Origin of the sequence: Paenibacillus sp. M2 (genome assembly GCF_046713495.1) — a bacterium.
GTDB lineage: Bacteria > Bacillota > Bacilli > Paenibacillales > Paenibacillaceae > Paenibacillus > Paenibacillus amylolyticus_B.
This window is the reverse complement of sequence record NZ_CP169648.1, coordinates 4,134,276-4,157,317: the sequence shown is the minus strand read 5'-3', so window position 1 is coordinate 4,157,317 and position 23,042 is coordinate 4,134,276. Positions and strand designations below refer to the sequence as shown.

At 46.4% G+C, this 23,042-nt stretch carries 28 protein-coding genes; 27 read left to right on the top strand and 1 reads right to left on the bottom strand.

Annotation, left to right across the window (positions count from 1 at the left end; translation table 11 throughout):
* Positions 1-101 precede the first annotated feature (101 nt).
* The 5 genes from ACETMN_RS18665 to ACETMN_RS18645 all read left to right on the top strand — a co-directional run bounded on the left by ACETMN_RS18665 (position 102) and on the right by ACETMN_RS18645 (position 5,449).
* On the top strand, positions 102-311 hold the full coding sequence (locus ACETMN_RS18665) for a hypothetical protein (RefSeq protein ID WP_411734900.1): 210 nt from the start codon (positions 102-104) through the stop codon (positions 309-311).
* Positions 312-568: 257 nt separating this feature from the next.
* Positions 569-1,462: a phage terminase small subunit-related protein gene (locus ACETMN_RS18660; RefSeq protein WP_411734899.1), complete on the top strand. Its 894-nt coding sequence runs from the start codon at positions 569-571 to the stop codon at positions 1,460-1,462.
* A complete protein-coding gene (locus tag ACETMN_RS18655) occupies positions 1,456-3,147 on the top strand; it encodes a DNA packaging protein (protein WP_411734898.1) in 1,692 nt (563 codons plus the stop codon). The genes ACETMN_RS18660 and ACETMN_RS18655 overlap by 7 nt, the downstream gene beginning before the upstream one ends.
* Complete coding sequence (locus ACETMN_RS18650; RefSeq protein ID WP_411734897.1) at positions 3,148-4,629, top strand: phage portal protein; 1,482 nt, start codon at positions 3,148-3,150, stop codon at positions 4,627-4,629.
* Positions 4,622-5,449 carry a phage minor head protein gene (locus ACETMN_RS18645; protein ID WP_411734896.1) on the top strand — a complete coding sequence of 276 codons (828 nt, stop codon included), beginning with the start codon at positions 4,622-4,624 and terminating at the stop codon, positions 5,447-5,449. The genes ACETMN_RS18650 and ACETMN_RS18645 overlap by 8 nt, the downstream gene beginning before the upstream one ends.
* Before the next feature lie 67 nt (positions 5,450-5,516).
* Here ACETMN_RS18645 and ACETMN_RS18640 read toward each other — a convergent pair whose 3' ends face one another.
* Positions 5,517-6,248 carry a hypothetical protein gene (locus tag ACETMN_RS18640; protein ID WP_411734895.1) on the bottom strand — a complete coding sequence of 244 codons (732 nt, stop codon included), beginning with the start codon at positions 6,246-6,248 and terminating at the stop codon, positions 5,517-5,519.
* Positions 6,249-6,345: 97 nt separating this feature from the next.
* Here ACETMN_RS18640 and ACETMN_RS18635 point away from each other — a divergent pair, with 97 nt between their 5' ends.
* The 22 genes from ACETMN_RS18635 to ACETMN_RS18530 all read left to right on the top strand — a co-directional run bounded on the left by ACETMN_RS18635 (position 6,346) and on the right by ACETMN_RS18530 (position 23,023).
* Positions 6,346-7,578, top strand: a complete 1,233-nt coding sequence (locus ACETMN_RS18635; RefSeq protein WP_411734894.1) for an XkdF-like putative serine protease domain-containing protein — start codon at positions 6,346-6,348, stop codon at positions 7,576-7,578.
* A 23-nt stretch (positions 7,579-7,601) separates the two neighbouring features.
* Entirely contained in the window at positions 7,602-8,549 is a 948-nt protein-coding gene (locus ACETMN_RS18630) for a phage major capsid protein (protein ID WP_411734893.1), read from the top strand.
* Complete coding sequence (locus tag ACETMN_RS18625) at positions 8,549-8,878, top strand: Rho termination factor N-terminal domain-containing protein (RefSeq protein ID WP_411734892.1); 330 nt, start codon at positions 8,549-8,551, stop codon at positions 8,876-8,878. The genes ACETMN_RS18630 and ACETMN_RS18625 overlap by 1 nt, the downstream gene beginning before the upstream one ends.
* Positions 8,856-9,242, top strand: a complete 387-nt coding sequence (locus ACETMN_RS18620) for a DUF3199 family protein (protein ID WP_062319511.1) — start codon at positions 8,856-8,858, stop codon at positions 9,240-9,242. The genes ACETMN_RS18625 and ACETMN_RS18620 overlap by 23 nt, the downstream gene beginning before the upstream one ends.
* On the top strand, positions 9,239-9,562 hold the full coding sequence (locus ACETMN_RS18615) for a hypothetical protein (protein WP_411734891.1): 324 nt from the start codon (positions 9,239-9,241) through the stop codon (positions 9,560-9,562). The genes ACETMN_RS18620 and ACETMN_RS18615 overlap by 4 nt, the downstream gene beginning before the upstream one ends.
* On the top strand, positions 9,552-10,076 hold the full coding sequence (locus tag ACETMN_RS18610) for an HK97 gp10 family phage protein (RefSeq protein ID WP_145153117.1): 525 nt from the start codon (positions 9,552-9,554) through the stop codon (positions 10,074-10,076). The genes ACETMN_RS18615 and ACETMN_RS18610 overlap by 11 nt, the downstream gene beginning before the upstream one ends.
* A complete protein-coding gene (locus ACETMN_RS18605) occupies positions 10,076-10,543 on the top strand; it encodes a hypothetical protein (RefSeq protein ID WP_411734890.1) in 468 nt (155 codons plus the stop codon). Before ACETMN_RS18610 ends, ACETMN_RS18605 begins: the two co-directional genes overlap by 1 nt.
* Positions 10,540-10,782 carry a hypothetical protein gene (locus ACETMN_RS18600; protein WP_411734889.1) on the top strand — a complete coding sequence of 81 codons (243 nt, stop codon included), beginning with the start codon at positions 10,540-10,542 and terminating at the stop codon, positions 10,780-10,782. Before ACETMN_RS18605 ends, ACETMN_RS18600 begins: the two co-directional genes overlap by 4 nt.
* The gene (locus tag ACETMN_RS18595; protein ID WP_411734888.1) at positions 10,763-12,115 is read left to right on the top strand and encodes a phage tail sheath subtilisin-like domain-containing protein; all 1,353 of its coding nucleotides are present in this window, start codon (positions 10,763-10,765) and stop codon (positions 12,113-12,115) included. The genes ACETMN_RS18600 and ACETMN_RS18595 overlap by 20 nt, the downstream gene beginning before the upstream one ends.
* Positions 12,116-12,118: 3 nt before the next feature.
* Positions 12,119-12,562, top strand: a complete 444-nt coding sequence (locus tag ACETMN_RS18590; RefSeq protein ID WP_127550629.1) for a phage tail tube protein — start codon at positions 12,119-12,121, stop codon at positions 12,560-12,562.
* Positions 12,563-12,662: 100 nt separating this feature from the next.
* Positions 12,663-12,902, top strand: a complete 240-nt coding sequence (locus ACETMN_RS18585; RefSeq protein ID WP_411734887.1) for a hypothetical protein — start codon at positions 12,663-12,665, stop codon at positions 12,900-12,902.
* A 74-nt stretch (positions 12,903-12,976) separates the two neighbouring features.
* Positions 12,977-13,387, top strand: coding sequence for a hypothetical protein (locus ACETMN_RS18580; protein WP_411734886.1), 411 nt, complete (start codon positions 12,977-12,979; stop codon positions 13,385-13,387).
* Between the two features lie 146 nt (positions 13,388-13,533).
* A complete protein-coding gene (locus ACETMN_RS18575) occupies positions 13,534-16,968 on the top strand; it encodes a tail tape measure protein (RefSeq protein ID WP_411734885.1) in 3,435 nt (1,144 codons plus the stop codon).
* A gap of 3 nt (positions 16,969-16,971) precedes the next feature.
* Entirely contained in the window at positions 16,972-17,625 is a 654-nt protein-coding gene (locus ACETMN_RS18570; protein ID WP_411734884.1) for a hypothetical protein, read from the top strand.
* Positions 17,626-17,636: 11 nt separating this feature from the next.
* Complete coding sequence (locus ACETMN_RS18565) at positions 17,637-18,617, top strand: hypothetical protein (RefSeq protein ID WP_411734883.1); 981 nt, start codon at positions 17,637-17,639, stop codon at positions 18,615-18,617.
* Entirely contained in the window at positions 18,617-18,940 is a 324-nt protein-coding gene (locus tag ACETMN_RS18560) for a hypothetical protein (protein ID WP_411734882.1), read from the top strand. Before ACETMN_RS18565 ends, ACETMN_RS18560 begins: the two co-directional genes overlap by 1 nt.
* 3 nt (positions 18,941-18,943) lie before the next feature.
* Positions 18,944-19,387 carry a DUF2634 domain-containing protein gene (locus ACETMN_RS18555; RefSeq protein WP_211085479.1) on the top strand — a complete coding sequence of 148 codons (444 nt, stop codon included), beginning with the start codon at positions 18,944-18,946 and terminating at the stop codon, positions 19,385-19,387.
* Entirely contained in the window at positions 19,384-20,208 is an 825-nt protein-coding gene (locus ACETMN_RS18550) for a baseplate J/gp47 family protein (protein ID WP_411734881.1), read from the top strand. Before ACETMN_RS18555 ends, ACETMN_RS18550 begins: the two co-directional genes overlap by 4 nt.
* On the top strand, positions 20,205-20,858 hold the full coding sequence (locus ACETMN_RS18545) for a hypothetical protein (RefSeq protein ID WP_411734880.1): 654 nt from the start codon (positions 20,205-20,207) through the stop codon (positions 20,856-20,858). Before ACETMN_RS18550 ends, ACETMN_RS18545 begins: the two co-directional genes overlap by 4 nt.
* The gene (locus tag ACETMN_RS18540; RefSeq protein WP_411734879.1) at positions 20,858-21,178 is read left to right on the top strand and encodes a hypothetical protein; all 321 of its coding nucleotides are present in this window, start codon (positions 20,858-20,860) and stop codon (positions 21,176-21,178) included. Before ACETMN_RS18545 ends, ACETMN_RS18540 begins: the two co-directional genes overlap by 1 nt.
* Positions 21,171-22,817 (top strand): hypothetical protein, encoded by a 1,647-nt coding sequence (locus tag ACETMN_RS18535; RefSeq protein WP_411734878.1) that lies wholly within the window; start codon positions 21,171-21,173, stop codon positions 22,815-22,817. Before ACETMN_RS18540 ends, ACETMN_RS18535 begins: the two co-directional genes overlap by 8 nt.
* On the top strand, positions 22,814-23,023 hold the full coding sequence (locus tag ACETMN_RS18530; RefSeq protein WP_411734877.1) for a hypothetical protein: 210 nt from the start codon (positions 22,814-22,816) through the stop codon (positions 23,021-23,023). The genes ACETMN_RS18535 and ACETMN_RS18530 overlap by 4 nt, the downstream gene beginning before the upstream one ends.
* The last annotated feature ends 19 nt before the right edge of the window (positions 23,024-23,042 follow it).

Here is a 23,042-nt window from a genome sequence, read left to right as displayed (position 1 = left end):
CCAGGGTATCCCCCGGCTGAGATAGCGGCCCGCCACGCGTGGCATTATCGACAACATCCGCTATCTCGCATTCCATAATACAGGAAAGCCGAGGGGTACACATGAGAACACCAGATGAAGATTTATTGCAACATGAACTCGCTGTAATGGAAGGTATCCTTGAGAGTAAAGAGCAATACAGGAAGATCGTTAAGGCATCCATAGCCCAGTGGGTTAAAGATCTGCAGGCTGGACATATAAAGATGCAGACCGTTCAGGATCTGGAACGACTCATTGAATTGGATATCAAACTTCAGCAGGATGAGTTGTGATGTTGTAAAAAATAATTGATATAGGTTTATGGCAATTCGTACAACGGAAATTTACCAGCTTATCTTCAGGCTTTGATTCAAAACAATATACAGACTCGGTTACAAGACTCCTTTCCTTAAGACAGTGAATACACATGTTTATGATCATACTTAACATCTCCTTTTTTGTTTGCTTAATAAGTAATATCGTTTTTTTTGCGATTTCATCATGTCGAAAATCAAATTATTTTTTTTGTTGGGGGTGGTGATGAATGTAGATGGCCAGAGAGAGAAGTCCTGAACGGGACAAGGCTAAGCTGTTGTGGATAGAGAGCGGCGGGTTGATGAAGTTAAAGGACATCGCCGCCGCTCTTTCCATTCCTGAGTCCAGGGTACGCAAATGGAAGTCCATGGATCGTTGGGAAGACGAATTGAATGGGAGCGCTGAGGGATCATCCAAAGGGAGCGTTCCATATGGAACGAATGGGAACGCTCCGAAATCAAGGGGAGCGCCCAAGGGTAACAAGAATGCTGCTGGCAATCGTGGCGGTGCTCCACCTGGAAATAAAAATGCTGTGGGGAACAGCGGCGGCCCTGGTGGTCCATACCGGAATAAAAAGGCATTGAAGACAGGCATGTATGAAACGATCTTCCTTGATGCGTTGGAACCTGACGAACAGGATATGTTTGATCAGATCGATACGGACCCCCTTGCTCAGCTCAATGAACAGTTAATCATGTTATCCCTGCAGGAGCGGCGACACATGAAACGGGTCAAGTTGCTTGAAGCCGGTCTGACGGACGAGGAACGTAGAACCAAACAAGAACTGATGAAACGTCAGGACAAGGTTTCTATGTTGAGCCCTAAGACGGGAAAGGCAATCACGGTACCACTTACCACTGAAGGGATGAAGGTCACCGAGATTACGACCGTAGTCACGTCCAAGCTGGACAAGATCCTCAAACAAGAGGAAGCCTTGGTCAAAACACGGGATAAGAAGCTTCGGGTCATCAATTTGATCGCCAGCTTGCAGCAAGAAGAAGAGAAATTAAGAATCGCCCGTGAACGTCTTGAGCTGGATAAATACAAGGCGTTGGGCCATGGGGATGAAAGCGGGGGCGGAAATGATGTAGACGATGAAGATGACGATGGGGATGATTTAGATTGGTAATTGCACTGGCTAAGGAACACCGTCGTCGAATCAAGGGTAGGCTGCAACAACGACCGGACAAGCTCACTGAGTTAAAAGCGATCTTGTTAGACTTCGAACAGTTTTGTTACCGGATGCTCAAGATCAAGGACAAGTCAGGTGCTATGGTAAGGTTGATCCTCAATGATGCCCAGCGGCGTTATGCTGCAAAGGTATTTGAGGATCTGGAAGCAGGGAAGCCCGTTCGGATCATCATTCTAAAAGCTCGGCAAATGGGCTTTTCAACGGTGACGGAAGCATTGATTTACTATTTCACCTCATTACAGGAAGCAAAGAATGCCTTTATCGTTGCTCAGTCTTCCGATGCTTCAAGTAACTTGTTCGATATGTTCCAGCTTTATTATGAACGCGTGCCATCAGTTATTCAGCCGATGACTCGCAAGAATAACGCCAAAAAGCTAACTTTTGAGAACCCCGCGATCCGGACGGCAGACCGTCGAAGAAATCCGGGGTTAAAGTCGAAGATCACCGTTCAGACAGCCGAAAGCCGGGTACTTGCCCGTTCGGATACGATTCATTATCTCCATGCTTCCGAAGTGGCGTTCTGGCCTGCGAAAAAGAAGAAGCGACATTTGCTTTCCCTTCTTGCTGCTTTGTCAAAAGAGCCAGGAAGCATTGGAATTATCGAATCCACAGCGAACGGCATGGAAGAGTTCAAACAAATATGGGATGCAGCCGTGAAGGGCGAGAATGATTTTTCTCCGCTCTTTTTTGCATGGTTCGAAATGCCAGACTACCGCAAGTCCATTCCCCCAGGCTTTGAACTGACGGAAGATGAACTGGAACTGAAAGCAAAATACGGGTTGGACGATGAACAGTTGCAATGGCGGCGGTACACCATCCGGAACGATTGCGGCGGTGATTCACGACAGTTTGAGCAGGAATACCCTTCTGAACCTGACGAAGCGTTCTTGTTATCAGGTGAAAGTATCTTTGATAACAAATTCATTAAGCGGCTGAAGGAAGCAATTAGACTGAAAGGCGCTATTCATGAAATTGATTTTGTTAAAGAACAGGTTATCCCGGCTCATGCGGGGGAACTGGTCATTTATCACCTTCCAGAGCAAGAGAAGCGATATATTTTATCTGCAGATACAGCAAAGGGTACCGAAGATGGCGACTATGACGCAGCTTATGTGATTGATGCGCGTACAGGCGAAATGTGCGCCGCTCTGCATGGCAAGTGGGACACTGACTTGTTCGGGAAAAAGCTGAACACTTTGGGCCTGTATTACAACACAGCTTTGCTGGCAGTGGAAAACAACAACACTGGAGAATCAGTACTTAACACGTTGTTCAACACGTGTCATTACCCGCTGCTGTTCCTTCATAAGAAGGGCAAGCTTGGATGGGAAACCAATAAGGCAACCCGTCCAGTGATGATCAGTGATTTCAAAGAAGCCATTCGTGATGAGCTGTACGATATTTACTGTCCAGAACTGTTCGGTGAGTGTATGACTTTCATCGACAATAAAGGCAAAGCGGAAGCAGACAGCGGTTGTCATGATGACCGGATCATGGCTTATTCAATCGCCTTGCAGGTGCGTCAGGTAGCCGATAAGTGGTTCGAATGGTTTAAGAAAAAACAACAGCAACGGGAGGAATCGAAGCATGAAGAAAACAATGGGGGAGCGGGGTGGATTTAATTGAGTGAAGGCAATGCATCATGGGTTCCATTTGCGAAAGAAGAAGGTAAGCACATTCCATCCAGTGCCCAACTACCCGATGTATTCGACAGCTTATACGATCATCACGGGCTGTTACCATTTGAATCAGGCAACGATCCTACTTCCTGCAGGTTGCTTGTCAAAAACAGCAATATCATTCCTCAGTGCATCGAGGCATATAAGCGGAACATTGCTGGCCACGGTATTGCTTTGGAATATGTGTCTGGTGAAGATGACAACTCGGCCAAGGAAGAATGGAACCGTGCAGAACGCTTTTTGGAGACTTGTAACCTTGAAGATAATCCTGAAGAGATCATAGGCCAGCTTATTGAGGATTTGGAAAGCACGGGGATGGCCAATATGGAAGTTGCTTGGCCGAGCGGGAGCGAGTTCCCGACGATCTTCCGGATGGACCCGAAGTATGTACGATACACCAAGGAAAGCAAACTTGCGACAATTAAACGCAAACGACGGATCAGCTCTACCAAAGAGGTTGAGGAGTTCACTCAACAAATCTATGCACGTCGATATGCAATGAAGCGTGGGACATCGGTAGTTTGGTTTCGATTGTTCGGTACTGATGGTACCGAGAACCAGGTCATTCCGTTGAAGGTCGGCAATGACGGCGCCTATGGTGAACCCCGCTGGTTTGGGAACGCGCCTGGTGTAGTCGGCTCTCGTGAAGCTGAGGAATTGAACGTATCTTATTTCTCGAATGGTCGGATGCTTTCAATGATCCTGACTGTGACGAATGGACGACTCACTCAACAATCCATGGAGCTATTGAGTAAGGTCAAAGGATCTCAATCCCAAGGGGGTATTCTTTACCTTGAAGCCAAAGGGCAGGAAACAGGCGGCCCCCTGGACGAGAAGGTCGAGAAAGTATCAATCCAAATGGACAAGCTCAATGACCTTCTGCAACAAGACGCGCTCTTCCTTGATTATGGAAAGGAAAAGAAAGCTGATATTTTGTCATCCTTTCGCTTACCGCCGATTCTTGTTGGCCAAAGTTCAGACTATAACCGGGCGACAGCCCAGGCAGCGTTGGCATTCGCTGAAGAACAAGTATTTGAACCTTACCGCAAGTGGATCATGAACGAGATTTTCAACAAGCGGTTGTTCCCAGCCATGGGAATCTTTCGAGTGAAGGCAGTTCTTCGAGCACCGAGCATCATTGATCCGGAAGATCGCAAGGCAATGTTGGACTTTATTGCTGACCGCGGCATTATGTTGGTCCGTGACCTGATCCCGATTGCTGAGGATGTTCTGGGTACGACAATTGATGAAAGTAAGTTCAGTCCGGAGTACCTCGATACTCCGATTGCGCAACTAGCAGGAAGCCAACCGGCTATTCTTGATCCGGAAGGAAACGGTGATGCTGACGACCTGCAGGAGCGTGTTTCGATCATCGCTAAGCGTTTACTGCGAAAAGGATCAGCAGAGGTGGGTGCTCATGTGTGAAGCTTGCTGGGAACTGATTGTCAAAGCTGATGACGATGAGTTTCTTGATAGTCTTGAGCTGACATATGTGGAGCGCAAGTTGCTTGAAGAGTTGTACAAGCAGGGTGAAGACCGGATCATGGAGATCCTTGAGCTTCAGGGAGAAGCCCTTCAGGATGCTATCGCTGAACTGAGCGAGGAATCACTTGGTGATATCGGCGAGTTGGGAAAGGTCATGATTGCTTTACACACATCCGAAGTCTTCGGGGATCTGTTTGAACAGGCTTTACAAGATGCATTCGAACCTTTGTTCAATCTGGCGGGAGAGTCTGAACTGCTTGAGCTTGATTATGAAAAGGTGTGGAGCACTAAGAATAAGGCGGCCAAGAAATTCGTTAAGGAGATCCGCAGCCTGGTACCCGATATGAACCAGTCTTCAACGGATACACTCATGCGAAGTTTCGAAAAGGCGATTGATGAAGGGAACACTCCTTCAGAGCGGGCTTTGCTTGTTCAGGAGATCAGCGCTCTTGCTGCTACGGGTGAAGATGGACCTTTCAGCATGGAGCGAGCGCAACGAGTATCACGAACGATGAGTACGGCCGCGGTCAATGGCGGTAAGCTTGAAGGTTGGAGGCAGTCCGAGATTGCCAAGGGTAAGAAATGGCGTTCGGCTGCCGGTACAAGAACCCGAAAAACCCACCGTAAAGCGAATGGCCAGATCGTTGAACTGGACAAACCCTTTACGGTGGGATCGAGCAAGCTTATGTATCCGGGTGATCCTGCAGGAGAGCCAAAAGAAATCGTCAATTGTCGCTGCACGATGCATTTAATAATTTGATGAGAACTACTAAAGAACAAGAATGTACTATTTGAACTCAAAGAAATTTTCCCTACAGAATTAATACTTATAGATACTCTGGTTCAACAGAAAGGGTCATCAACTTTTCAAAAAGTAATTCTTTCCTGTCTTCATAGTCATCAATAATAGTGACCAATGGATAATCCTTTAGAACATCAGTTACAAAATCTAATTGAGAATTTATAGAAAATGAGAAATGTAATAAATTAGTAATAACATCTAAATGTCCTTCTTTAGTAGAGTGTATAGAAACATCAAAAAAGGAAGTTGAGGCGGATGTTTCTTTTGATAAATGATTAAGTACTGAAGTTGAAAAAGCAGAGTGTGCAAAACCTTTGTTAATATTGTTTTTTGAGTTTTTTATTCTATCTGAATGTGATTTGTAATTGTTCTCAATCCACGTGTAAGCATCCTTCTTAAAATCTTTTTCATCTTTTCGGAACTGATCTATAGAGGGGTATCCTTCACTTAGAATTTTTTCTATTTCGTTGTTCACCAAACTATAGCAAGCTATTATAGTGGACTCATATGAAACTCGCATATTTAATTTTGCTTGAATTAAATGATGTCTTAGTATTGATAAGAGGGCGAGATAATTTGAACTCTTTGCTTGCCCCAATGTAATAGCGAAAATTTGTGCTTCTGGTTTAATTTTACTGAATAGTTCCCATGAAAGTTCCAAATAATCAACTGCTACTTTGTATACTTCTCCGTATTCTTGCCTCGCATCTAAAACTAGATTATGTTCTTTTTTTGCTATGTCTTCGACTTTAAACATCAACTTTCTCTCCTTCTAAATGTATTATTTCTATTACTACATCTTAACTCAATAAATTATTTTATGAAAGGAGGTGAGAGAAGAAGTGACCTATAAAATGAAGGATGCAAAGATTACGCACTTGTCGCTCGTGGATAAGGGCGCTAATGGTGTTCCATTTGCCATTATTAAAGCTGCTGGGAAAAACGCTATTCAAAAGCAAGTCCAAATCGCCAAGGTGGATGACACACAACACATCGTTATTGGTGTGGTATATCAGCCAGATGTCGAAGATGTCCATGGTGACATGATGGATGCTGTCGAGATCGAAAAGGCAGCTCACTTGTTCATGGAGAACCAGCACACCTACAACATCGATAAGCAACATGATCTGGACACTGACAAAGGGTACGTTGTTGAGTCCTACATTGCCCCGTGCGATATGGTGATTGGCGACCAAGTAATTGCAAAAGGTTCATGGGTCGCTGGTGTGAAAGTGACTGATGATGATACTTGGGAAGACATCCAGAAGGGTGAGATCACCGGATTCAGCATGTGGGGCGTTGGCAAGCGTGAGGAAGTCGAGGATGAAGAGGAAGTTTCCAAGGGATTGATTCATAACATTAAAAAGGCTATCAATGCAGCCTTGTCTCCGATCGTCAAAGGGGCTGTGGCCGACAAATACAACAAGAATCGTAAGAACCGTGAATTCTGGGCAGCTCAGGACGCCTTGAACGCGGTTCTTTTTCGTTGGGACTCATGGGAATCCGGTATGGAAACAGATCCCGAAGTTATCCGAGAAGCCTTGCAGGATTTTGTTGAGATCGCCCAGGACGTATTGGTGCAGGAAGATATCGTGAAGGCGATAGGCAAACCGCCTGAAGCCATTGTCAAAGCTGGCAAAAAGATTTCTGCCAGCAACCTGCAGCATATTGATGATGCGATTGCTACATTGACCGACCTTAAAAATAAAACGGCTCCCGAAGAAGAGCCCCAGGAGGAAGAAGATTTGAAACCAGATGATATTGTAAAAGCCGTACAAGCTGCCGTTGCACCTATTGTTAAGCAAATGCAGGGACTGGCAGCTGATGTCACTGAACTGAAGAAACAAGATGGTGGCGTTGATCCTGACGCGGGAACACCGGATGCGGGCAATGGTTCCGATCCTGAAGCCAATGCGGTTACTGATGCCATTGCCAAAGCATTGGCCCCGTTGACTGAGCAAATGAGCACGTTGGCAGCTGATGTGCAGATCGTTAAAAACAGCCGCGGTGGATCTGCTCAAGGTGGCGCAGAAGAAACTCAAATTCAGAAAGCAACTGGTACTTCTACGTTGGCCCGATTCGTTTAATTTAAAAGGAGGAATATAAAACTATGAGAAATAACGGACAAATTGCAAACAACAGCATTAGAAAAGGTACAATTCATACAGGACTTGACCCGGCAGCCATGAACTATGAGGAAGTTGATGCTTTTCTACAGATGGCATATGAATCTACAGAATTTTTGAAGGGTATTCGTACTGAAACGCGAGACAGTTCGAAGGGTACTATAGACAAGATTGGCGTGACAGGGCGAAACCTACGCAAGAAAAGAGAGGGGAATCCCGCTGGAAAGCAAACGGAACCAGTGTATCAGCAAGTTCCTTATTCTGTTGTTCCTGTAACTCTCCAATACGAGATTACGGAAGAAAAGATTCGCATGGAACAGCGGGTTCGGAAACAGAACATTGAAGAAATCATCATGGGTGGTATGACCCGAAACTTTGGCGAAAACATGCAAGACTTGGGCTTTAATGGTGATATGAGTACATTAGCTAATGATCCTGATTATGACTTCCTGAGCATAGCAGATGGTTGGTTGAAAAAGGCTCGTAACACAGGGAATTTCACTGATTGGTCTACACTTGACACAGCTGGTAAGCTCGGTATTTTCTTCAGACTAGAACGTTCTGTGCCAACAAGATTGCGTAGTGCGGGACAGTTCAAATATTTCATGCATCCCAATACCTTCTCGGAGCGCTTGGAACAATTGGCTTTGAAAGATACCAGTGCTTCGATTCAAATTCAAATTTTAGGGGCGCAAAAGAGAATCAACAACTACGATGTGGAAGAAGTGCCACATATGCCTGAGGGTGCAGTTCTATTCACGTATAAACCAAACTTTGTCATTGTAAATACTTATGACATGATTATCCGTAAGACAACCGAAGGTAAAGCGGCTGTAACAGAGGACAAACGATTCTATGCTACGCACGCAGATGGGGATTTCATTTTCGAGGAGCCAGGTGCTGTTGCAATGGCAGAAGGGGTGCAATTCTAATGAAAAAGATTACCTTTAAAGGTAGTAATACTTCACTAACAAAGTATGGCATTCGTTTTGAGCCTAACAAGCCGCTCATGATTGCTGATGATATTGCTGAAAAGCTGGATCAGGAAGAACACTTCACTGTTGATGAAGTTCACCCTGAACCAGCTGCAGCATCTCACGATGACAGTAAGGAAGACGAACCAAGCCTTACCAAATTGAAGGAACAAGCAAAGGCCGAGGGCATCAAAGGGTTTTCATCCATGAATAAGCAAGAACTGACCGAGGCACTGGCAGCACTGCCGCAGAAGGATGATCCTTATGCTAACGCCCCAACTTCTTAAAACCCGCAGCCGTGTCTCACCTATTCAGGAAGCTACACCGGAGCAATTGGAACAGTACATTGATGACGCCCAAGTGCGTATTGAGTTGTATTTACCCATTCCTTTCCCTGAAGAAGTGGATCGGCAGCTCATGCTCGCATGGGTGAAGCTGGCTGAAGGGCTTGCCCTACAGGACAGTGAGGAATATCTGGCTGCTGTCGCTCGGAACTATGCTTCAGAGAGCGATGGGGCTTGGACATACACCCGACAAGCCATTGCAGGCATGACCACGGGTAACCCGGACGTGGACGCAATCTTGTTCCTTTGGGTGAAGAAACAACAGGAAGGGCCGGACGATGGCAACATCACGGCATATTTGTTGTGAACCACCGATTTAAAACGCCACTTGCTGTGTATCGGGTTGGCAGCAAGCGAGACGGTGACGATTTGTTCAATGATCGGAAGAGCGGCAAAATTGGGGACCTAAAATGTCATGTTATCAAGACGGAAACATCCGACAAAGTTGATGCCAAACCCGTGATGTACATCGTGAAGAAAACGATCGGCGTGGCCAAAACGGCTGATGTGAGAATCAGCGATGAAATTGTATTATTCGGTCGTCGTTATCTTGTCATCGATGCGAATCCTCGCCGCTATTGGATGGAGCTGCTGATGACATGTGAGGTGAAAGGCAATGATCGTTAATGACTTTGATGGCTTGGCACGTAGATTCAGAAAACTAGCTGATCAAGGGATGAAGCGGGTTCTGACCAACATTGCCGAAGCTTTGGGTGAAACGTTGTTAAACCACATCATTGACGAAATCGATAGGCAAGGTCTTATTGATACAGGTTTGATGTGGAACTCCTTTACCCGTGGTGGCGACGGAAACGTATGGGAATGGGATGTTGACAGGAACTCTATCACATTGGAAGTCGGATCTGATCTTGGGTCCGGTTCAAACGATCAGGGAGCCTGGGGATACCCGCGTCTGATTAATGATGGTTACACGATTCACAAAGCCCATTGGGTACCAGGTTACTGGAACAGCGGTGGATCATTTGTGTATGACCGAAATGCCAAGACTGGATTCATGGCGAAACCGCGTAGCTTCATCGGTCGGAAGTATTTCGACATTGCCGTGACGCAGTTTGAAGGCGGAATGAATCAGCTCATCATAAGGCGGCTTGAAATTGAGTTGGAAAGGGTGCTGCGTTGATGGATAAAGGTTTGAAGTCATGGGCAGAAATCGTGCGGCTTGTTTACCCAGATCTGACGATTTTGCGGGATAAGACGCAATGGCTGGCGGGTAACTTTGATACACCTTCCGTGTTTATTGAAACGGATCTTGTATCGGACAAAGTTAACAGCCCGCGTGCTAACCGGATTGTCGAGGATGTTGGACTGGTGTTTCACTTCGACAAGGAACGAACTACGGAAGAAGACGAAGGCGAGCCTATACCCTTTGATCTGGGACCGTTTTTCACATTCTTACGCCAGAAGAAGTACCTCTACGCTTCGAAACGCTTTGGTGTTGCACTGGTTATGGAACCACCACGCAACCGACCTGAAAAGGATCGGGTCGAGGTCACCTGCAGGTATTCTTATCTTTTGTCCGTGCCGAAGCTGCCCGTACCAAAGATCAATGAATTCCACATTGAATATGGAAAGGAGCTCACACCATGAGTACACCACGCAAGGAAAGGCTTGCTGCTGTCCAGGAGGATCTGAACAAGCGTACCAAGCAAGAATGGATTGAGGGTGCAGCTGCCTTGAAGCATGAACGCTTTGAGGTAGCGGGTGCCCTTTTTGATTGCAAATCCGATACCCTGCTATCCCAGCAGGAAGTACAAAACCGACTTGAAGCATATTTGCAACCAGCGGTACAAAAGGAGGAATCGTTGAATGTCGATTCAGAGGGTTAGACCAGGGGGATATGTTGAGTTGATTGCTTTGGCCAAGGCCAGAGTCGTGCCAGTGACGGGCCGTGTACTGATCCCTTACCAAGCGGAATGGGGGGCGGCCAACCAAGCTATTGACATGGCAGACACTTCTGAACGTTTGAAGGAAAGTGGCCTGCAGGTTGATGAATTGGAGTTAGCATCCGAAACTGGGGCAACCGTGATCGGGTACCGCGTGACGAATGGATCTGAAAAGGCTGCCGCTGTTATTGTCACGGATAGTTACACGATTGAAGCGCGTTATCCAGGTCTACGCGGGAATGATTTTGAATACATGATCCGGGCAAGCTTGGTTGATGCTTCCAAGAAAGAGATCATCATCCGCGACTCCAAAGGGATTTACGACACGGAAACGTACACTGTGGCTGATAAGACGGCAGCTGAAGAAGCGCTGAAGAAGTCTAACATGGTCCGATTTAAGGCTGTGGGCTCAGTTGCTTGGGCAGATGTGACATACACACCACTGACAGGTGCGGTATCCGGTACAGCGACAATCACAGCGTCGGATTGGAGCCGTATTTTTAATCGGGTGGATGGCTTGACCTTCGATGTGTTCTATCTACCTTCAACGGAAGCGGCCGTCCAAGCTGCGACAAAACAATGGCTGTTGGATCGTCGCATGAAGGCCCGCAGACTCGCTCAGTTGGTCGTTGCTGGCCTTCCACTCGATGATACCGACATTGATAAGCATAATGCCCGTAGCCGCGCTATGAACGCCAGATTCATTGTTAACAACTCTATTGCCGGAACACATATTAACGGCAAAACGTACAACTCTGTGCAATGGGCAGCGTGGTTGGCTGGCTTGATGGCGGGTACACCTGCGAATAAGTCCTTTACAGGGGCTAAGGTCCCAATGACACAGGCTGCCATCGATTGGAGCCATAACGAAGTTATCAAAGGACTGGCTGAAGGAACTCTGATGGCTACACGAGACGGTTACGACTATATCATTGAGTCAGCGGTCAATACGCTGACAACGATGGGTGCAGGTGAACGTGAGGACTTTGGTAAGATTCGTGTTTCTATGACGATCGACCAAGTCCTGAACGACATCTATTCCACGGCGAAGAAGTGGAAGGCTAAACTGGACAATGACAAGGATGGTCGGGGTATGTTTATTGCGGCTGTGCTTGAATACCTGGCAATCCGCAGGAGCCAAAAAGCGATTGATGAAGGTTATACCTTCACGGAAGATCCGAACAATGTAAGTGACTTCGATTACGCTTATTTCAAACTATTCGCCAAACCGCTCGATGCCATCGAAGCATTCTATATTACTTGGGAGGTGGCTTAATAAATGGAACGCGAACTAATTGGCCGAAATCTCTCGGTTGAAGACGATAACGGGGATGCAGTTCAGACTATCAAAGAAATTGAAGTCACACTGAATCCTGAAACATTGGATGTTGTCCGAGCTCGCCGAATGGCGAAGACAAAACAAATCGTGGGTTATGAAATCCCGGTTAAAATTGTAATGTCCAAATTGGAATCCCGGCTGCGTTATCGTCTGTTGACAGACTTTAAAGCAGGTAAAACCATGTTCCTCGATCGCATCACTGGTTCCTTGGAAGATATGCAGACAGGCAATACGGAGAGAGTCCTTCTGACAGGGATTCATATTCATGGGAATATGGACATTTTGGTCGCTCAGATCGACAGTAATACAGGTATTGATATCACGTTAGAAGGAACGGCTACAGATTTCGATTTTGTAGAACAGTTCCCTGATTACATGGCTTAATATTAATTTAATAGCGAATTACGATCCAAATAAAGGAATTTGATATAAGTTGAAGAAACCTTACTACAGACAGAATAAAAGCCATAAGGAGAAAATCACGATGAAAGAGTTTTTTCAGAAGTTTCCACTTTGGTTCTGGTTTGCCTGGGTAGTGGTAATGATTTTGCTTATTGTTAACACGGTTCAAGGGTATTCCACTGCATTAAATGCCATTGCAATGCTCATCCTTACTATTGCTAATGGGATTCGAATTTGGAAGGATTACCGCTATTCAGCGATAATTTTTTTTATAATCGGGATATTTTGTTTAATCGTACTTGTTAAAACGTCATTATTATAAAAGTTCAACGCTGACCGTCATTTATATGGCGGTCTTTTTCGTTTCCAAAAAATTAAATTATTGGAGGAATAACAATGAGTGACAAATTACAAAAATATCTTGCGGCAGGTACAGAAGCGGCCGAACCGGAACAGATTGAAGTGCCAGTAAACGGAGAAAAATGGTCCGTTCGCCGGCTGACCACGATTGATATTCGTCGGTGTTATGATGTGGCGTTCAATGACGATGGAACTGCAAAGGAAACATTCAACGAGATCGATGCCATGATTGTACGGGCAACAGAACATGATTTTCCATGGAATAACAAAGAATTGTTGCTGGCTTACAAGTGTACGAACAAAAACGAACTGCCACCCCGTGTGCTGAACGATCCTGATCACTATGGGGTATTGTCCAAGGCTGTTCGGAACTTCCGAGAAACGAAAGAAGCTCTCCTTAAAGAAGCAAAAAACTCATCCGGCGAGACGGCGAAGCAAGCTGGATAGCATCTTTTTGGATTAATCAAAAGAAGCTGCCTGCCGAAGTCTTGCCATATGAAGTAAATCGGAACAGACAATATCATTTCTGTCTTGCCGCATCGATGCTGGCTGAGGAAGAGATGAAGAAGCTTAACAAGTAGCATGGGAAGGGGGTGAACAATATTGCAGCCACAAGTCGGGTAACCGTCCCGTTTGAAGCTAAAGATTTAATATCTGGCGCTGTGCGAAATATGCGCAGTTTGATTCAAAGAGCCACAGATGACGTGAGAGAGTTTCGACGCATTGCGGGTAGCATGGGTGATGATATAGTTTCCAGCAGCCGCAGGGCTAGGGATGCAGCTGATGATTTAGGCAGACGGATACATGGTGCAGCGGATGAAGTACGGGATTTCAATCGTGTTCAACTGGATGATATTTTTCGTCGTTCGCGAGCTGGGGCCGATGATTTAAGGCGGTCTGCTAGTCGTGCCGATACGGAGATCCGTGGGATAAGAGATGCTCATGTCCGACTGAGAGCAAATGATGAAATTAGCCCATTAGTAGATGGCATTTCCGCCAAAGTTGCGGCTTTGGCGACAGTAGCTGGTGGACTTGTGCTTGGCGGTGGAATGTCAGATGTGCTGTTTGGTGGTGTAACAGACTATTACTCGGAAGCAGCACGCAGCGCACCTTATATCCCTGCTCAGGAACGGCAAAAAGCACTCACATTAAATGATGATCTCGTATCTCAAGGGATCATTCCAGACCGTGCAACTGGTGCGGGTAATCTGGCCGACATTGCACCGATGTTCCCTGATAAATCTATAATCGGGGAAGTAATCACGGCTTCATCAAAGATTCAATACATTCGTCCTGACGCTGGAGCTGAGGAAGTCAACCGTGCATTAGCCCAAGCTAGTAATGCATTTAAGGAAACGCCTACTCAGATCGCAGATAGCATGATGTATGCCTATCAAAGTGTGGGCGATCGTCAGCAGGACTTGTTCGATACATTCTGGGAATATAGTCCTTATTTTGCTAGTAGCGGTACGGATTCTGCTCAGATGAGTAATTTTTTATCAAAAACGGTCCAAGGTGGGGCCTTCAATTTCGACAAGCCTGGTGATTTCTTTAAAGAAACATTTGGAGTAAAAGCCCTAAATGCTGATGACATGGCTAATTATTTCGTTAGCAGGGGTTCAGGTAAAAAAGATGCAGCTAGTCAAGCTCAAGCATTCACAGAAGACATTAACTCTGGGGATAAGCAAAAAGCACAGGGAGCTATAGCCGCATTAGTTGCTGATTTAGCCAGTCAAAGTCGAAGTGATTTAAAGCAATCGCTTGTAACTCTTGGTTCAGCTGCTGCCGAGGATAATTCAGATTCGATTCTGAGTACGTATAGTCTACCTTTCGAAAAAGCACCGGATATGACCGGAACCACTGATCGATTGGTTGCAACTCAACAACAAGCTAACCCGATGACTGAATACAACCAGATCCAAGCTCAAATGCAAATGCAGATGCAAGACATCGGCGGAAATATCATGCAGGCTTCATTGCCGGCGCTTAAAGAATTTAACACCTTAATCACTGAGAACAAAGACAGCATCGAAGCTTTTGGCGTAGGTGTTGTAAATGCAATTACGAAAGTGACCAATGTTTATAAGGAAAACGCTGGTTTAATTAATGCAGCATTGATTGGGTTGGCCAGTGTGCTTGTGATAAAAGGACTGGTTTCTTTTGGCCAGGGAGTGCGTCAACTCAATTCAGATCTTGCTGGAGCTGCTGGATGGGTAGGACAAAAAGGTAAGAATATTGTATCCGGGGCGGGTCAAGGGCTTAAAAACGGCTGGGATCGCATTCGGGGGAGGTCATCCGGACCAACACCTGGACCAACGGAGGAAACACCTACTGAACGGGCTAATCGTATCCGTAATCAAGTAGGTGACCGTCGTATTAGGGGTGACTTAGGTCGTAACCGAAACAACTCAGGTAACCCATTGGGTGGAGTTCGCAGCTCATCCACGATGACGATTAATGCGAATCGGGTGAATGTGTATGGATCTTCATCTGGTGGTAGAGGTAATGGTCGAAATCGTGGAAATAGAAGAGGTGGCGGCGGGAATAACCGAGGTTCAGGGGGAGATGGTAACCGAAATAGAAACAATTCTCCTGATACACGTGACCCGAACAGGCGCGGATCTCGTGAAAATCCTTATCGTGTGCGTCGGCCAAATCCTCCAACCCCTCCACCAACTCCTGACGTGCCAAACGGGGGTAAGATAGGGAACTTCATTAAATCTAATGCGAAAATGCTGAAAGCTGGCGGGATTATTGGGGCTGCCACATCCTTGGGTTTCGGAGCATATGACTTATACCAGACAGCCAAGGAAACCGGGTGGAAGGAAGCCGTATCTTCGTCAGGTGGTTCAGTTGCAGGTGGAGCCATTGGAGGTACGTTGGGTGGTATTGTCGGATCGTTAGCCGGTCCGCTCGGAACTGCTGCAGGTGCTTACTTTGGGAATTGGGCAGGAGAGAAGCTTGGTGCACTTGCTGATTCAAGCGGTATTACTCGTGACATCGTGGATGGTGTCTCATCTCTTACAGACTCTATCAAGGGTTGGATGGGTTTTGGTCCAAAAGAAGAGCCTAAGCCGGTTATGCCTCAGTTACCCAAAGAAGCATTTGTCACTACAACGGCTTCTACAACAAAGGAAGGCGAGCAAAAAATCAAGGAAACGATGGAAAGTGTCGTTTCTAATATTCAGAAAAGCGGACTGAAGCAAGGCCTTACAGATGCAATGAACGAGAGCGGCATCACTCAAGCGGCAGATCATATTAAGGATAAGTTAGTGGGTATGTTCAAGGGTTCTGAGTCCAAAGAAGCTGAGAATAATGTCAAGGCTGTTGGGACAGCAGCCAAGGAAACCGAACAGAAAGCCAAGGATCTGGGCGTTACAACAAAGAATAGTACCAGGGATATTATCAGAGGCAACGGCCAGGCTGCTTTGAGTTTTAGTGGTGTGAGCTCATCGGCCAAAAGTGCGATTGATCTTACTCGGCAACATCTTGAATCGCTCTCAACTGTCTCAAGCAAAGGAAGCACCTGGGGTAGCAATCTAATCAGTATGATGGCGGCGGGAATGCAAAGTAAATTCCCGACATTGACAAGTGTCGTTTCCAAAGCTGCAGGTGTGATCAAGGATTACCTGGGTTTTAGTTCCCCAACCAAAAAAGGTCCTGCCAGTAAGTCAGATCGATGGGCAGGAAACTTCGTATCCATGTTTTCGGATGGATTACGGCCGGACTCTATTAAACAACGCATGAATTTGATCGCGGGGACGATGCGTGATGGTGTAGAAGGCATTGAAGGTCCAGAATTATCCGGAGGCAACATTCCTGTCCGTACCACTTCACTGTCTGCCCAGGCATCCAGTGGAAATAAGTCTGTGACGATTGGCAATGTCACAATTGATCTCGGAGGGATTGCAGCGGGCATAACTGACTTCCAATCCTTTGCCAAGGCTCTGACAAGCCCTGAAGGGCGCGCACTGATCCGTGATGTAGCAGGTGAAGAAATATACAAAGCATTGGAGACAGGGGGTTAATTCATGCTTGCAATGTCTCAAGGGGCGATCCGGTTAACCTTCCCGATCACTCCGGCCGAAGTACAAATTACAACCGGTAATGACGTGGACACATTCAACGTCATTACCGGACAAGAGCGGACAGGGAAACCCACTGCCAAGTTGCAGCGGGTTTCTTTTACGGCTATTTTGCCCCGCGAGTGGCGCGAACTGTGGGAAACGGACAAGAAACAGACCGTCACTTACAAACGGCCAGAAACCACGTGGCAATTGATGGAGAAGTGGAAGCCTAAGCCGGTCGTGATCAACTTTGAAGAATTATTTTCCCAGACTATGTTGATTGAGAACATGGAGATCGTTTATAAAGATGGCCAAGGTAATATTCACATCACAATAAGCTTGGTAGAGCATAAACCTGTCAAAATTATTTCATATAGTAACACGAAGCAACTCCTGAAGCCTGGCGTGATCATCACTAAGTCTAGTAAGAGTAGGCCCAACACGACCAGCAAGAAAGACAAAAAGGATAAAACGAAGAAGTCGAAAGATAAGAAGAAGTCAGAGGATAAAAAGAAAAGTACTGCTGCAGCCAAAGATGCTGCCGATAATGCAACAGGTGCATTTGACTATACAGGGCAAAAAAACAAAATATCTGCAGCGGTAAACAAAGCGAAGTAAGGAGGGCAGTCATGGATAAATTTGCAGTCATATACGGTAAACAGGATGCCAGGTCTGCCTTGACTCCTGCTATAACCGACATTTCTTGGTCATCCCAAAGGGACGAAATCGCGCGAAGCATGACTGTGCGGTTGCGTGATATCCCTACGGTTAGTGTGGCCGGTATGCTGATGTGCTTTTCCCACCGGAACGGCAAGGCACTCCTTCATCACAAAAATCAGTTCTTTCATGGTCCAATCATTGATTATGAGAAAGACGAGTTTTCAGGTGTATGGGAGATCAAGGCCCGAGAAATTGGATGGTACCTTGCGAAGAATAAAGGTGTGCGACCATACCTAAAGGGCGAAGCAGGATCTGAGTTGCAGAAGTACATTCAGACGACTGGTGTTGACTTCCGTTGCCCGAAACTTGGCTTTACCCTGGATGAACGATATGGGACGATGGCGCATTCAGAAGTCATTTTGGATGTGTTGCAAAAGGCATATGAGCGTAGCGGCTACAGGTACCATGTGGATGCTATCCGGACGGAAACAAATTTTTACCTGCAGGTCGTTCGTGAAGGGACAAACGAGAGGGTACCCATTTTTGTTCCCGAGCAAATGGAAGCCAGCAGCGCGGGATACAACATGGAAGACACTTACACCGTTGTCACAGCCCAGAAGTACAAGGATGACAAACTATCAGCATCTGTCACCAAAACGGATGCCAGCGCCCTGAAAACGTTCGGCCGCATGGAAGAAATCATCGAAGTTGAAGAAGAAGAGAACCCGACGACAGTTGCAACTCAAAGGTTGAAGGCGATGGCCAAGCCCAAGCAGATTAAGAAGATCGCTGTTCGTCATGAGGATCATACTTTGTCGGGACTACGGGCTGGGTGGCTCGTGCTGATCAAGACAACCGTCGTCACTAAATGGATCGTGGAGAGTGCCGACACAAGCTGGAGTAATGGGATATTCACGGTCAAGATGGTTTTGGAACGGAGGGAAGCCTAATGATGGGTGATGCTATCAAGCTTTTAAAAGAGAAAGTGGCGGGGCACATCGATGCACGGGATACCGAACGTGCTACCCTTCTAAGCTGGCCAACTGCCAAGATTGAGGTGGATGGAGATCCTCATCCCTATGAGTCGGCAAGTTTAGTTTTTGCGGATTACCTGCAGGAACAAGAAATTGAAGTCACCTTTGATGTCTCGGAACCAGAACCTTCGGTATTGAAAGGTAAAATAATCATTCCAAGTTCCCTGCAGGTGGGTGATCGACTCCTGGTATCGCGTATGACAGGACAACGTTATTACGTGTTGGGAAAGGAGCGTTGATCCATGGAAGAAGATGAAACGTTATTCCCTGAAATGGAGTTGGAAGAGGTCGATGTCACAGACCTGATGGATAACATCCCTTCAGCGACTAAATGGACATACAAAATAGATTACCGTAACCGCAGGGCTGTCCTGGATGAGTCGGGGCGTCCAGTCCGTACAACCAGTTATGAGGAATTTCTTGTTGAAACCGCCATGAAGATCCTTTGCACCGAGCGATTCCAATATGTTGTATACGGCGCTGACATGGGCGTTGAAAAATCTGAGTGGCCAGGTTGGGAAGACACTGAAATTATCCGAGATATTGAAGAAGCATTAACGGCTCACCCGGAGATTGAACAAGCCGAGGTTACGTCAATGACACGTGTTGATCGGGGTATGGATTTGACCATCCAAATTACGGGTCTTGTAGGCGTGGCTGAATTGAATGAGGTGATCGATACATGAGCTTAACGATTAATGATTTGCCTAAATTCCCTGTTGTCCCTGTACTTGAAGAAACCCCGGATATGATTTATCAACGATGGGTTAACCGGGCTATTACGATGGCCAACGAAAGAGGGCTGCCACCGCCTCCTGTGGGAGAAGGGGAATATTTTTATGACCTTTGGTACCCCATCGCTCAGGAGATCGCTGAACAGCAAGAATTGTGGGGATATGGTGTGCTGCAGTCCACACCGATCTGGGCAGATGATGAATTCTTGGATGCTCATGGATGGGCTGATGGGATGGTCCGGAAAGATGGAGAATCCAACGATGATTATCGGTTGCGTATCTTGGACAGGGCCTTCACAGAAGAAGGTAATGGCCGTCGTAAAGATTATGAAATCTGGGCTAAAGAGATCCAAGGCGTGGGTGGTGCTGTCGCAGTAGAAAAGGAACATCATGACAACTCTATCGATCTGTATCTGACAGACATGAACGGTCAACCTATTACGGCTGAGTTTGCGGAGACAGTCAAAACCTTAATGTGGGAGGATTACCGTATCGCTGGCCATGACTTGGCTGTGCATCCGGCTCCGATCTTCGTAGTGACTGTAAAAGCCACGTTGGAAACAACGGAAGATCTGCAGCAGCTGGCCGAACTGATCCGTCAGCGTGTGACAGCGTACGCCAACGGTCGCAGCAAGTTGTTGTACAACTATATCGCGGCTCTCCTGCTTGTACCAGGCGTAGAGAATTACAGTGAATTTACCCTTAATGATGATGTTGAAGACATTGATGTGCCGCCTGTCTCGTTCCTGCAGGTTGAGGTGATTCTGTTATGATTCCCGTTCGGTACCGCGAGGTACTTGCGCCGTACTGGTATGAAAACGAGGTAGCAGGCTGGCACTTTGGCGTGATGGAAGAAGAAATTGATCTGCGAGCAGAGAAAATGAGCGAACTCGTGAATCAATTTTTACTGCAGCGGTCAATCTGGGGGTTGGATCTGTGGGAATGGATCTACTTCCGGACGGAACAGGTAGGTCCATTGGCTAACCGTCGAGAAGCGATCCGAAGGAAGCGACTGGCCAAAAAGCCGTTCAAGCTTCCAATCCTTCGGCAGCTTGGCGCACAATATGGAAAACTCCTGCAGGTGAAGGAAGAGTTTTTGGTCAAAGAGATCCATTTCGAATATGAAGGCAGCTCCCCCATTAATATGGCGGGGCTATTTACTGATTTTGAATATATTCGGCCAGTTCACATCAATAGAGCTGTGCCGGTGGCCAAAACAACAACACCAGCAATAACAATGACAGGGAAAGGGTACTCGCATACAGTTGATTTCCCAATTTGCGGACTAGAAATGCCCCTAGAGTTGGGGACGAGTGGCGTATTGGCTACTCAGAACGTCACGGTGGGCGCAGTGACAACACACGCCCGGATTGACAGTCCGATTACCGGATTTGAAATACCCATGCAAGGAGGGACGCCATAATGGCAGATGTTATTCAACCGTTAATGCTTGATTATGCGGTGACCGATGCGGATTCACATTTTGACCACGCCCTGGTTAATGTCAGTGGTGAACTGGTGAAATATCCGATCCACAATACCGTCATATCCGGGCGCACAATCCGTAAATACGTTTTTCTGAACGATACCGAGGTCGTCGGCAAGCAAATCCTTGGTGCGTCTTTGATGGATAACCAGGGTAGAACACTTGCAAACCAGGCGTTGAATGTTGTTAAGAACGATCGGGGATTTCTTATCGGATTTGAATTCAGTATCAAGTTGGAGGTGAAGGCAATTGTATAACAAACAAACGTGGTTGGATGAGATCCCAGATATGACAAAGCCGATTATGGACCCATCAACTGGGAAACAGAAAACTGATCCGCAGACAGGAAGACCATTATTTGAATTGGTTCAGGTGGGTACCCGGATTACCTCAACAAGATTGAACACGATGGAAAGCGGGATAGATGCCGCTCATGGACTTGTTGAGAAACTTGCCAAGGAGATGGGTAGTAATTTTGTCGCTGTGATCGATGGAGTTATGGGGCTACAGTGTAGCGCTCAAGGTTTGGTTGCAAGCTGGACGGCAGGTGTGGCGTATGTCAGTGGTCGTCGATATGAGATTACAGCAGGAACCCTACCACTTAATCCGACTCAAGGGCAGTATCTTTATGTGGACGTTGGTGGAGTAGTTAAAAAGACATCATCACAGGCCGCAGCTAAAGCGGGGCTGGTGCTATTTTATGTGGCCACCGACACAAGTGGTGTAATATCTTCCAACGATCAACGGGTTAACATCGGAATGGATGAGATTCGTCAGGAGATCGATGCGAATACGCTCCATTCCACTAGTAAAGATAACCCACACGAAGTAAACAAGGAGCAGATTGGGTTAGGAAACGTTGATAACATCCAGCAAGCAACAAAGACTGAGTTTAATGAACATGTGGGGACCGGCGGAAATGCACATGCAGTAGTTACATCTACAACAGCTGGATTCATGAGTCCAGCTGATAAGAATAAGATCAACGGTATCCAAGCTGGGGCACAAGTAAATGCAGTAACTAGTGTTGCTGGAAAGACCGGAACAGTTTCGTTGACAAGCAAAGACATTGTTGGACTAAACACAGATAATTTAGCTTTGGCTACAAATGCCACAGCGACCGGAATCCGTGCTGTAGGTATAGGTTTTCATACATCTGCGAGTGCGGCACAGTCAGTGGCAATTGGTGATAGGGCTACAACGACAGGAAGCTTTAGCGTTGCGATTGGCGTCTCTTGCGAAGCTACGCAAGTTACTTCCATAGCAATTGGCTATATCGCCAAAGCTACAGGCGACAGTTCCATAGCAATTGGAGATAATGCAAGGGCGAGCGGAGCTGGATCAGTGGCAATAGGTGATACGGCTGTTTCACTAAACGATTATGAAGGAGTATTAGGCGCATCACACACCACAAAAAATTGGAAAGTGCCTGGTTCTTTATCTGTAGCAGGGACTAAAAATTTTGAAATCCCACATCCAGCTCCACACAAGAAAGCTACTCACGTCATACGTCACGGAGCTGTAGAGAGCCCGACTTCTGGGGATACGCTCTATCGATACACCGTTGAAGCAGCTATCGATGGGGAAACTGTTGAAATACAGTTGCCCGATTACTTTGAACATCTGAACATAAACGTTGATGTTTGGGTGAACGGGCACATGCATTTTGGTCGTGCTTTCGGTTGGGTAGAAGGCGACACGCTGAAAATGACGTGTGAAAAGGCCGGAACCTACAAAGCCCTCGCCATAGGGACGCGAGTTGATGACAATGTTCAGGATTGGTATATCAAGGGTGTCGAACGAGAAATAGGTGAAAGCTGGCTTGGTGAAACATATGTGTTTGAAGTGGAAGAAATCATAGAAATCGAAGAATTCAAGGAGGTCATATCAAAATGAGTATCAATATCAAATCGTCTGTTATTCAATTTCGTAACCCACAAATAGGCCAACCGACTCGGGCGGTGGTAGAACATTATTACGGGCGGAGAGTTATTGCCGACATCGATGGTACGGATCAGACCTTTAAATTTGTACCATCTGAATTACACTTCGAAGCAACAGAGGAAGAAATTATCATGGCTATTAATCTGAAAATCAATTAAGCGCCGAAGGGCATTTTTT

What these genes read in the sequence shown, in the direction of transcription:
- ACETMN_RS18665 (WP_411734900.1), top strand. Translation starts at nt 102, where the DNA reads ATGAGAACACCAGATGAAGATTTATTGCAACATGAACTCGCTGTAATG.
- ACETMN_RS18660 (WP_411734899.1), top strand. Translation starts at nt 569, where the DNA reads ATGGCCAGAGAGAGAAGTCCTGAACGGGACAAGGCTAAGCTGTTGTGG.
- ACETMN_RS18645 (WP_411734896.1), top strand. Translation starts at nt 4,622, where the DNA reads ATGTGTGAAGCTTGCTGGGAACTGATTGTCAAAGCTGATGACGATGAG.
- ACETMN_RS18640 (WP_411734895.1), bottom strand. Translation starts at nt 6,248, where the DNA reads ATGTTTAAAGTCGAAGACATAGCAAAAAAAGAACATAATCTAGTTTTA.
- ACETMN_RS18635 (WP_411734894.1), top strand. Translation starts at nt 6,346, where the DNA reads ATGAAGGATGCAAAGATTACGCACTTGTCGCTCGTGGATAAGGGCGCT.
- ACETMN_RS18630 (WP_411734893.1), top strand. Translation starts at nt 7,602, where the DNA reads ATGAGAAATAACGGACAAATTGCAAACAACAGCATTAGAAAAGGTACA.
- ACETMN_RS18625 (WP_411734892.1), top strand. Translation starts at nt 8,549, where the DNA reads ATGAAAAAGATTACCTTTAAAGGTAGTAATACTTCACTAACAAAGTAT.
- ACETMN_RS18620 (WP_062319511.1), top strand. Translation starts at nt 8,856, where the DNA reads ATGCTAACGCCCCAACTTCTTAAAACCCGCAGCCGTGTCTCACCTATT.
- ACETMN_RS18610 (WP_145153117.1), top strand. Translation starts at nt 9,552, where the DNA reads ATGATCGTTAATGACTTTGATGGCTTGGCACGTAGATTCAGAAAACTA.
- ACETMN_RS18605 (WP_411734890.1), top strand. Translation starts at nt 10,076, where the DNA reads ATGGATAAAGGTTTGAAGTCATGGGCAGAAATCGTGCGGCTTGTTTAC.
- ACETMN_RS18600 (WP_411734889.1), top strand. Translation starts at nt 10,540, where the DNA reads ATGAGTACACCACGCAAGGAAAGGCTTGCTGCTGTCCAGGAGGATCTG.
- ACETMN_RS18595 (WP_411734888.1), top strand. Translation starts at nt 10,763, where the DNA reads ATGTCGATTCAGAGGGTTAGACCAGGGGGATATGTTGAGTTGATTGCT.
- ACETMN_RS18590 (WP_127550629.1), top strand. Translation starts at nt 12,119, where the DNA reads ATGGAACGCGAACTAATTGGCCGAAATCTCTCGGTTGAAGACGATAAC.
- ACETMN_RS18585 (WP_411734887.1), top strand. Translation starts at nt 12,663, where the DNA reads ATGAAAGAGTTTTTTCAGAAGTTTCCACTTTGGTTCTGGTTTGCCTGG.
- ACETMN_RS18580 (WP_411734886.1), top strand. Translation starts at nt 12,977, where the DNA reads ATGAGTGACAAATTACAAAAATATCTTGCGGCAGGTACAGAAGCGGCC.
- ACETMN_RS18570 (WP_411734884.1), top strand. Translation starts at nt 16,972, where the DNA reads ATGCTTGCAATGTCTCAAGGGGCGATCCGGTTAACCTTCCCGATCACT.
- ACETMN_RS18565 (WP_411734883.1), top strand. Translation starts at nt 17,637, where the DNA reads ATGGATAAATTTGCAGTCATATACGGTAAACAGGATGCCAGGTCTGCC.
- ACETMN_RS18560 (WP_411734882.1), top strand. Translation starts at nt 18,617, where the DNA reads ATGATGGGTGATGCTATCAAGCTTTTAAAAGAGAAAGTGGCGGGGCAC.
- ACETMN_RS18555 (WP_211085479.1), top strand. Translation starts at nt 18,944, where the DNA reads ATGGAAGAAGATGAAACGTTATTCCCTGAAATGGAGTTGGAAGAGGTC.
- ACETMN_RS18550 (WP_411734881.1), top strand. Translation starts at nt 19,384, where the DNA reads ATGAGCTTAACGATTAATGATTTGCCTAAATTCCCTGTTGTCCCTGTA.
- ACETMN_RS18545 (WP_411734880.1), top strand. Translation starts at nt 20,205, where the DNA reads ATGATTCCCGTTCGGTACCGCGAGGTACTTGCGCCGTACTGGTATGAA.
- ACETMN_RS18540 (WP_411734879.1), top strand. Translation starts at nt 20,858, where the DNA reads ATGGCAGATGTTATTCAACCGTTAATGCTTGATTATGCGGTGACCGAT.
- ACETMN_RS18530 (WP_411734877.1), top strand. Translation starts at nt 22,814, where the DNA reads ATGAGTATCAATATCAAATCGTCTGTTATTCAATTTCGTAACCCACAA.